Source organism: Citrobacter sp. wls757, assembly GCF_005280935.1.
GTDB classification, from domain to species: Bacteria; Pseudomonadota; Gammaproteobacteria; order Enterobacterales; family Enterobacteriaceae; genus Citrobacter; species Citrobacter portucalensis.
Genome location: NZ_SZWU01000065.1, coordinates 1 through 8,879, shown reverse-complemented (window position 1 = coordinate 8,879; position 8,879 = coordinate 1). Strand labels below are relative to the sequence as shown.

Here is an 8,879-nt window from a genome sequence, read left to right as displayed (position 1 = left end):
TGCGGTACTCACCCGCAGCCGGTTTCATGCTATAGCCTCAATAAGCTACGATACTGCCCACCTTCGCGGATAAATACCGGAATTTTGTTCAATGGCGCGGCATAGTGCAACGTTTGCCCTCCCGAATAACTCTCGCCGGTCGTAAGATCCGTCCATGTTTTCCCTTCCGGTAGCCAGATATCACGTTCGCGCATACCTTCATGCATTACGGGGGCAATCAGCAGGTCAGGACCAAAACAGTACTGGTCGGTGATTGCCCAACTTGTTTCCTGTTCGGGGAAATCAAAAAACAGGGGGCGCATCACTGGCGTATTGTGCTTATGGGTTTCCTCCATCAGCGCTTTGATATAGGGCTTCAGTTTCTCTCGCAACGCCAGGCAACCCGTCAGTACGTCGCACACGTCCTCACCGTAGCTCCAGACTTCGTTCGGTGCACCGGTAGGACACTGGGCGATGCCATCCCGGTACGGTTGTTCCGGTAAAATCTGCGGATCGCGGTTGCCGTGCAGACGCATCACCGGGCTAAATACGCCCCACTGGAACCAGCGGATCAGCAGTTCATGGAAATGTGGGTCGTGAATATTACCGCCATGAAAACCACCGATATCCGTCGTCCACCACGGGATCCCCGCGATTCCCATATTGAGTCCGGCGGCAAACTGGTTGCGTAGCGATCTAAACGAGGAGTGAATATCACCTGACCAGACCAGTGCGCCATACTTTTGACTGCCGGCCCAGGCGCAGCGTAGCAGGTTGATAACCTTGTCTTCACCATCGGCTTTCATACCATCAAAAAAGGTTTTGGCGTACATTCGCGGGTAGATATTGCCCACTTCCAGTACCGGCCCGGCATGGTAGCGATAGTTGTCATAGTCATAAACGCTGAACTCAGGTTCGGCTTCGTCTAACCAGAATAGCTTCACGCCTTTATCATAATAGTTGCGTTTGGCTTTGCCCCAGACGTAGTCCCGCGCACCCGGATGGGTAGCATCAAAGAAAGTGGTGTTGCCGAGGAAATCCATATTGATCGGCAAGCCACGTTCCGTTTGTACCAGCCAGCCGTTTTCGCGCATCTCCCGATAGCTTTCGGTGCGGTTATCCACCGTCGGCCAGACGGAGACCATCAGCTCAATTCCCAGCGATTTCAGCTCGGCAATCATGGCATCAGGGTCGGGCCAGTCGCGCGCATCGAACATCCAGTCACCCTGATTCGGCCAGTGAAAGAAGTCGATAACGATCACCGAGATAGGCAGATTGCGGCGCTTATATTCGCGGGCAACCTCCAGCAGCTCTGCCTGCGTACGATAGCGGAGTTTGCACTGCCAGAAGCCCATGGCGTAGTCCGGCATCATCGGCGGTGTGCCGGTAGCCAGCGCATATGCCCGGCTAATTTCTGCTGGGGTATCGCCAGCCGTGATCCAGTAGTCCAGCTGTTCGCTGACCTGTGCTTCCCATTCGGTAACGTTGTGGGCAAAGGTTACGCGCCCGACTGCCGGGTTGTTCCATAAAAATCCGTAGCCCAGACTGGAGAGCATAAACGGTACTGAGGCCTGGGAGTTACGTTGCGCCAGCTCAAGAACGCATCCTTTGAGATCCAGGTTAGCCTGTTGATACTGCCCCATACCATAAATTTTTTCCCCTTCGGTGGCTTCGAAGCGGGCTTTAAGTGAATATTTCCCACCCTGAATAGGTCGGAATTCGCGCCCTTCAAGGTTGAGTGCGCTGACGTACTGGCCGTGAGAAGATTCATCCTCGCCAATTTCGCCCCGCAGGCGCCAGAACTCCTGCAACAGAGGTTTGTGTGGATGGCGGTAAAAGGTAACTTGTCCTTTTTGATTGACGATAGCGATAATTTTGCCGTTGGTCAGCGTCGCCTGGTGGTGCTCATAATCAATGTGGCAGTGGCTTTCTGCGACTGGCTCAGTCAATGCCCAGTCTTCATTTCTCATTACCGGCAGATGACGGCCACTGCGTACGCGCAGGCTGTTCTCGCCCCAGGGTTCAATCCATAAATAGCGATCGTTTTGCTGCCAGACCAGGCGACGCGGGTCATGTTGCATAAATGGCATGGTGGTGCCTCCCATATTTCGAGGGTGAAGGTAAAGATCGTTTTTAGTTGATGGTTTCCAGATCGTGGCGAATCTTCTCTTCCATCGCTTCGTATTTACGAAAGAAAAGTAGTGGGATCGCTGCGAGCGCGAAGAGTAGGGCGGGTGCCCAGATAAAGGCCCAGGTAATTCCCTCCAGACCCGCAGCACTCTGGGCATGGTTGGGGACATAGCCAAAACTGTTCATGATCCAGGCAGCGAAAGCGGTACCGAGGCCACTACCCATCTTGATGCAGAAGGTGCTGCCGAAGGCGATAAGAATGCCGGTAGCCTTAATACCCGTCTTCCATGCGCCGAAGTCGACTGCGAAGCCCAGCATGGCAAACGGCATTGAGCAGGCGATACCGCTGCCGATATTGCCGAGTACCCAGGCGGCGATGAGAAAAGGAATGTTGTCCGCTGCCAGCCACATCATGATGCCGCCAAGCGTGGCGACCAGCAGACCGCCTACCCATATCCACGTTTTAGCCAGGTATTTGCTAAAGAAGGGGATAGCGATGATAAACAGGATCTGAATTGTCGCCAGGCTGTTAATCAGCGGAACCAGATCTTTGCGGTCGAGGTTGTAGGTAAGATAGTAGACAATCGTTGTGGAGCGTTGTTGTAGGGCAATCCAGAAGATCAGGTTTGCCAGCACCATCAGGATCCATGGCCAGTTGCCTTTCATTGCCGCAAAACTCTTTTTCATCGGCAATTTAGGTTCTTGTTGAATTTTATCCGTATTCATTTCTCGGATATTTTTAAAGGCGAAAAGCGTTAACGAACAGGATATTACGGCAAATATAATCGCCGTATAAATAAAACCCGCATGATCATTTCCGTTACCTAAAAAAGCAACTAACGGCAGTGCGGTCGCATTCATTAATAAAACCCCAATTTGCCCACCGGTCATTCGCCAGGAATTTAAAACCAGTCTTTCCTTAGGAGATAAGGTCATCAGGGGTAATATTGCACTGAGCGGTGTATTAAGTCCGGTAAATAGAATGCTGGCAATCATATAAGATATTGCTGCATAGATAGCTTTTCCGGTCATACTGATATCAGGAGACCAAAATGACAGGGCGCTGAATACGGCAAAAGGTAATGGCAACCATAAAAACCAGGGGCGGCATTTACCGTAACGCGAACGCGTTTTATCGATGATGATCCCCCATATGGGGGCGTCTATGCCATCGACAATACGCGCCAGCAGCAGGATGACGCCTGCTACGGCGAGGCTAATACCTGCAACGTCTGTGTAGAAATATAAAATGTAAGTTGAACCGAAACAATACAGCAGATTACCCGCCACATCCAAAGAGCCGTAGCTAATACGCTGTAGTAAAGATAATGATGTTGACCCGCATGACTGGGTATCCTCAATAACAGAACTCATAATAATAACTCCGATACTGGAACGATACGCCCAGAAAAACAGCTTCTACTTTCCAAGCAAGTTTTAAATATTATTTTTTATGTCGTTACTGAATTTAACCTCAGATTAAAATGAGTGAGTAAGGTGTACATGAAAAGTAGTTAACCCTACCGCGGCAATCAATTATCAAATCTTACATCAGGATTGCGTTTATTCGTTTTTGAATGAACGATGTTTCTATTTGCTAAGGTGGTCACAGTTTTTTTTATAATGAAATAAAAAAAGGAAAACAGTGAAAGAAAATAACTTTCACGTATTACGCGACGCGACTGAGGAAGGGATAGCTGAAAAAACAGGCTGGTCAGGAAGAGTGTGAACGAGCGAGAACAACATCAGTGGCTAAAGAGAAAAACGTCAGATAGCAGGCATAAAAAAACCCGCTTGCGCGGGTTTTTCACAAAGCGACAACAAGCAGGCGATTAAGCCAGTTTGTTGATCTGTGCAGTCAGGTTTGCTTTATGACGTGCAGCTTTGTTTTTGTGGATCAGACCTTTAGCAGCCTGACGGTCCACGATTGGTTGCATTTCGTTAAATGCTTTCAGTGCAGTAGCTTTGTCGCCAGCTTCGATAGCTGCGTATACTTTCTTGATGAAAGTACGCATCATAGAGCGACGGCTAGCGTTGTGCTTGCGGGCCTTTTCAGACTGAACGGCGCGCTTCTTAGCTGATTTGATATTAGCCAAGGTCCAACTCCCAAATGTGTTCTATATGGACAATTCAAAGGCCGAGGAATATGCCCTTTTAGCCTTCTTTTGTCAATGGATTTGTGCAAATAAGCGCCGTTTAAATTGCAGCACTCGTTGCGTAGTGATGGCGCAGGATTCTACCAGCTTGCGTGGCGTGAATACAGCTTTTCCACGAGAAAAATTGCATTGGCGTGCCCATGAAGGTCTGTAATTTGTTTCATAACAATGAAAACAATCCTCTTTCTGTTTCGTAGAAACAATCGCCGGTTAACGTTGACCGCGGTACAGGGTATACTTTCACGATTTTCACTGTTTTGAGCCAGACATGAAGCTGATACGAGGCATACATAATCTCAGTCAGGCCCCGCATGGGTGTGTGCTGACTATTGGTAATTTCGACGGCGTGCACCGTGGCCACCGTGCGTTGCTGCAGGGTTTACGGGAAGAAGGACGCAAACGCAATTTACCGGTGATGGTGATGATTTTCGAGCCGCAGCCGCTAGAGCTGTTTGCGACCGATAAGTCACCTGCGCGCCTCACTCGCCTGCGCGAAAAACTGCGTTATCTGGCGGAATGCGGCGTGGACTACGTGCTGTGCGTGCGTTTTGACAGGCGCTTTGCGGCATTAACGGCGCAGACCTTCATCAGCGATCTGCTGGTTAAGCGCCTTGGTGTACAATTTCTTGCCGTTGGTGATGATTTCCGCTTTGGCGCTAGCCGTGCGGGCGATTTCTTGTTATTACAGGAAGCGGGCGCTGAGTATGGTTTTGATATCACCAGCACCCAAACCTTCTGCGAAGGCGGTGTGCGCATTAGCAGCACCGCGGTACGTCAGGCGCTGGCAGAAGATAACCTGCAACTGGCCGAAAGCCTGCTTGGGCATCCTTTTACTATCTCAGGACGTGTCGTTCACGGTGATGAATTAGGGCGCACCATCGGTTTTCCGACAGCAAACTTACCGCTGCGTCGCCAGGTTTCTCCGGTGAAAGGGGTTTATGCAGTTGAAGTGATGGGACTGGGCGATAAACCGTTGCCCGGCGTCGCCAACATCGGCACCCGCCCGACGGTAGCAGGCGTACGCCAACAGTTGGAAGTGCATCTATTGGACGTTGTAATGGACCTGTATGGTCGCCATATAGATGTAGTACTGCGTAAAAAAATACGCAGCGAACAGCGATTTGCCTCGCTGGATGAGCTAAAAGCGCAGATTGCGCGTGATGAGTTGACTGCCCGTGAATTTTTTGGGCTAACAAAACCGGCTTAATGCCTATACGAGTTTTAAATACGGAACCGAGAATCTGATGAGTGACTATAAATCAACCCTGAATTTGCCGGAAACAGGGTTCCCGATGCGCGGCGATCTCGCCAAGCGCGAACCGGGAATGCTGGCGCGTTGGACTGATGATGACCTGTACGGCATCATTCGTGCGGCCAAAAAAGGCAAAAAAACCTTCATTCTGCATGATGGCCCTCCTTATGCGAATGGCAGCATTCATATTGGTCACTCGGTTAACAAGATTCTGAAAGACATTATCGTGAAGTCCAAAGGACTCACGGGTTATGACTCGCCTTACGTTCCGGGCTGGGACTGCCACGGTCTGCCGATCGAGCTGAAAGTAGAGCAGGAATACGGCAAACCGGGCGAGAAGTTTACCGCCGCTGAGTTCCGTGCCAAGTGCCGCGAATACGCAGCGACCCAGGTTGACGGTCAGCGTAAAGACTTTATCCGTCTTGGCGTACTGGGCGACTGGTCGCATCCGTACCTGACCATGGACTTCAAAACCGAAGCCAACATCATTCGTGCGCTGGGTAAAATCATCGGTAACGGTCACCTGCACAAAGGTGCGAAGCCGGTGCACTGGTGCGTTGACTGCCGTTCCGCGCTGGCGGAAGCGGAAGTTGAGTATTATGACAAAACCTCCCCGTCCATCGACGTGGCGTTCCACGCCGCCGATCAGGATGCGGTGAAAGCGAAATTTGGCGTTTCTGACGTCAACGGCCCGATCTCTCTGGTTATCTGGACCACTACCCCGTGGACGTTACCGGCGAACCGCGCAATCTCTCTGGCACCTGATTTTGACTATGCGCTGGTGCAGATTGACGGCCAGGCTGTGATTCTGGCGAAAGATCTGGTTGAAAGCGTTATGCAGCGTATTGGCGCGGCTGAATACACCATTCTCGGCACCGTTAAAGGCGCTGAGCTGGAACTGCTGCGCTTTACCCATCCGTTTATGGGTTTCGATGTACCGGCTATCCTTGGCGATCACGTTACGCTGGATGCGGGTACCGGTGCGGTTCATACCGCTGGCGGTCACGGTCCGGATGACTACGTCATCAGCCAGAAATACGGTCTGGAAATCGCTAACCCGGTTGGCCCGGACGGCGCATACCTGGCGGGTACTTATCCGGATCTGGACGGCGTGAACGTCTTTAAAGCCAACGACAAAATCGTTGCGCTGCTTAGCGAAAAAGGTGCGCTGCTGCACGTTGAGAAGATGCAGCACAGCTACCCATGCTGCTGGCGTCACAAGTCACCGATCATCTTCCGCGCAACGCCACAGTGGTTCGTCAGCATGGATCAAAAAGGCCTGCGCGCGCAGTCCCTGAAAGAGATCAAAGGCGTGCAGTGGATCCCGGACTGGGGCCAGGCGCGTATTGAATCGATGGTTGCTAACCGTCCTGACTGGTGTATCTCCCGTCAGCGTACGTGGGGTGTGCCGATGTCTCTGTTTGTTCACAAAGACACCGAAGAGCTGCATCCGCGCGCTATCGAACTGATGGAAGAAGTGGCTAAACGCGTTGAAGTTGACGGCATCCAGGCGTGGTGGGATCTCGATCCGAAAGATATCCTCGGCGACGAAGCTGACCAGTATGTCAAAGTCCCGGATACGCTGGACGTGTGGTTCGACTCTGGTTCAACCCACTCCTCCGTCGTGGACGTGCGTCCTGAGTTTGCAGGCCATGCGGCCGATATGTATCTGGAAGGCTCTGACCAGCACCGTGGCTGGTTCATGTCATCTCTGATGATCTCCACCGCCATGAAAGGCAAAGCACCTTATCGCCAGGTACTGACTCACGGTTTCACCGTTGATGGTCAGGGCCGTAAGATGTCCAAGTCTATCGGTAACACCGTTTCTCCGCAGGATGTGATGAACAAACTGGGCGCGGATATTCTGCGTCTGTGGGTGGCTTCAACCGACTATACCGGTGAAATGGCCGTTTCTGACGAAATTCTGAAACGTGCTGCCGACAGCTATCGTCGTATCCGTAACACCGCGCGCTTCCTGCTGGCGAACCTGAATGGGTTCGATCCGGTTAAAGACATGGTGAAACCGGAAGAGATGGTGGTGCTGGACAGGTGGGCGGTAGGTTGTGCGCAAGCGGCGCAGGACGAAATCCTGAAAGCCTATGAAGCCTATGACTTCCACGAAGTGGTACAGCGCCTGATGCGCTTCTGCTCCGTCGAAATGGGTTCGTTCTACCTCGACATCATCAAAGACCGTCAGTACACCGCGAAAGCGGATAGCGTGGCGCGTCGTAGCTGCCAGACAGCGCTGTTCCATATCGCTGAAGCGCTGGTTCGTTGGATGGCGCCGATCATGTCCTTCACCGCCGATGAAATCTGGGGCTACCTGCCGGGCGATCGTGAGAAGTATGTCTTTACCGGTGAATGGTACGAAGGTCTGTTTGGCTTAGGCGAAACCGAAGCGATGAACGATGCCTTCTGGGACGAGCTGTTGAAAGTGCGTGGTGAAGTGAACAAAGTCATCGAACAGGCGCGTGCGGATAAGAAAGTCGGTGGTTCTCTGGAGGCTGCAGTGACCCTGTACGCTGAACCTGAGCTGGCGGCGAAACTGACCGCGCTGGGCGAAGAGTTGCGTTTTGTACTGCTGACCTCTGGTGCGACGGTTGCGGATTATGCGGCTGCTCCTGCTGATGCTCAGCAGAGCGAACTGCTCAAAGGTCTGAAAATCGTACTGAGCAAAGCCGAAGGTGAGAAATGCCCGCGCTGCTGGCATTACACTACCGACGTCGGCCAGGTGGCGGAACATGCAGATATCTGCGGACGCTGTGTCAGCAACATCGCCGGTGATGGCGAACAACGTAAGTTTGCCTGATGAGTAAGCCTCTTTGTTCAACAGGACTACGCTGGCTGTGGCTGGTGGTAGTCGTGCTGATTATCGATTTAGGCAGCAAATACCTGATCCTCCAGAACTTTGCTCTGGGGGATACGGTGTCGCTGTTTCCGTCGCTTAATCTGCACTACGCGCGTAACTATGGTGCGGCGTTTAGCTTCTTAGCCGACAGCGGCGGCTGGCAACGTTGGTTCTTTGCCGGCATCGCCATCGGTATTTGCGTCATCCTGATGGTGATGATGTATCGCTCGAAGGCGACCCAGAAGCTGAACAACATCGCGTATGCGTTAATCATTGGCGGTGCACTGGGCAACTTGTTCGACCGCCTGTGGCACGGATTCGTGGTTGATATGATTGACTTTTACGTCGGCGACTGGCATTTCGCGACCTTCAATCTGGCCGATACTGCTATCTGTATCGGCGCGGCATTGATTGTTCTCGAAGGCTTCCTGCCGTCGAAAGAGAAAAAAGCCGCATAAAAAAATGCCGGATGGCGCTATGCTAATCCGGCCTTGTATTATCCTCTCTGTGCAGA

Annotated in this window: 6 protein-coding genes and 1 pseudogene; 4 read left to right on the top strand and 3 right to left on the bottom strand. The window is 52.0% G+C overall.

The annotated features are described in order from the left end of the window. Nucleotides 1-29 precede the first annotated feature (29 nt). The 3 genes from FDW94_RS18380 to rpsT all read right to left on the bottom strand — a co-directional run bounded on the left by FDW94_RS18380 (nt 30) and on the right by rpsT (nt 4,205). Nucleotides 30-2,069, bottom strand: a complete 2,040-nt coding sequence (locus tag FDW94_RS18380; RefSeq protein ID WP_111466140.1) for a glycoside hydrolase family 31 protein — start codon at nt 2,067-2,069, stop codon at nt 30-32. Nucleotides 2,070-2,112: 43 nt separating this feature from the next. Next, nucleotides 2,113-3,483 carry an MFS transporter gene (locus FDW94_RS18375; protein WP_048236162.1) on the bottom strand — a complete coding sequence of 457 codons (1,371 nt, stop codon included), beginning with the start codon at nt 3,481-3,483 and terminating at the stop codon, nt 2,113-2,115. Between the two features lie 458 nt (nt 3,484-3,941). Next, nucleotides 3,942-4,205, bottom strand: coding sequence for a 30S ribosomal protein S20 (gene rpsT, locus FDW94_RS18370; protein ID WP_003018940.1), 264 nt, complete (start codon nt 4,203-4,205; stop codon nt 3,942-3,944). Nucleotides 4,206-4,310: 105 nt separating this feature from the next. Here rpsT and FDW94_RS24495 point away from each other — a divergent pair. The 4 genes and pseudogenes from FDW94_RS24495 to lspA all read left to right on the top strand — a co-directional run bounded on the left by FDW94_RS24495 (nt 4,311) and on the right by lspA (nt 8,823). Beyond that, nucleotides 4,311-4,526: pseudogene (locus tag FDW94_RS24495) on the top strand (DUF2575 domain-containing protein). 7 nt (nt 4,527-4,533) lie between these two features. Next, nucleotides 4,534-5,472, top strand: a complete 939-nt coding sequence (gene ribF / locus FDW94_RS18360; RefSeq protein WP_003829725.1) for a bifunctional riboflavin kinase/FAD synthetase — start codon at nt 4,534-4,536, stop codon at nt 5,470-5,472. A 37-nt stretch (nt 5,473-5,509) separates the two neighbouring features. Next, nucleotides 5,510-8,326 carry an isoleucine--tRNA ligase gene (gene ileS / locus FDW94_RS18355; protein ID WP_003829724.1) on the top strand — a complete coding sequence of 939 codons (2,817 nt, stop codon included), beginning with the start codon at nt 5,510-5,512 and terminating at the stop codon, nt 8,324-8,326. Further along, entirely contained in the window at nt 8,326-8,823 is a 498-nt protein-coding gene (lspA, locus tag FDW94_RS18350; protein WP_003018932.1) for a signal peptidase II, read from the top strand. The genes ileS and lspA overlap by 1 nt, the downstream gene beginning before the upstream one ends. Nucleotides 8,824-8,879: the final 56 nt, after the last annotated feature.